The organism is Komagataeibacter intermedius TF2 (assembly GCF_000964425.1).
Lineage (GTDB): Bacteria > Pseudomonadota > Alphaproteobacteria > Acetobacterales > Acetobacteraceae > Komagataeibacter > Komagataeibacter intermedius.
Window position 1 is genome coordinate 1 of the sequence record NZ_BANF01000214.1, and the last position, 561, is coordinate 561.

Sequence of the window (561 nt, forward strand, 5' to 3'; positions counted from 1 at the left end):
GCCCCCTACACGCGTGGTAGGGGTGGATGACTGGGCATGGCGACGGGGACATCACTATGGAACGATTGTGGTCGATCTTGAGAAAAATGATGTCATTGACCTCCTGCCAGATCGGGAGGCTGCGACCCTGGCCCAATGGCTGCAGGCCCACCCCGGTGTTGAAATCATTGCCAGAGACCGTGCCGGTGCTTATGCAGATGGATGCCACAGAGGCGCGCCATCAGCTCTTCAGGTGACGGACCGCTGGCATCTGCTGAAGAACCTGTCAGAGGCTTTTGTCAGCATACTGGGCCGTTTCACGACAACAGTCAGAACCCTGACGCGACAACTCAGCGCATCAACGACATTGAGCGAAACGTCTGGAACAGTCAGGACACAACCAGAAGAAGCGCAGACGCTCATCAGGTCAGTCTCCGGGGAACGACGTGAAACTCTTTTCAATGAAGCTCTTGCCCTGAAAGCAGAAGGGCACAGTATTCAGGCTATCGCCACAACGATCGGAGTAGAGAGAAAAACCGTGCGGCGCTGGTTTCAGCGGGGCCATGCGCCAACATGGAAAAG

At 56.1% G+C, this 561-nt stretch carries 1 protein-coding gene; it reads left to right on the forward strand.

The genetic code is table 11. The annotated features are described in order from the left end of the window. On the forward strand, positions 1-561 hold a 561-nt coding region (locus tag B7449_RS16465; protein ID WP_209426765.1), incomplete at both ends, for a transposase.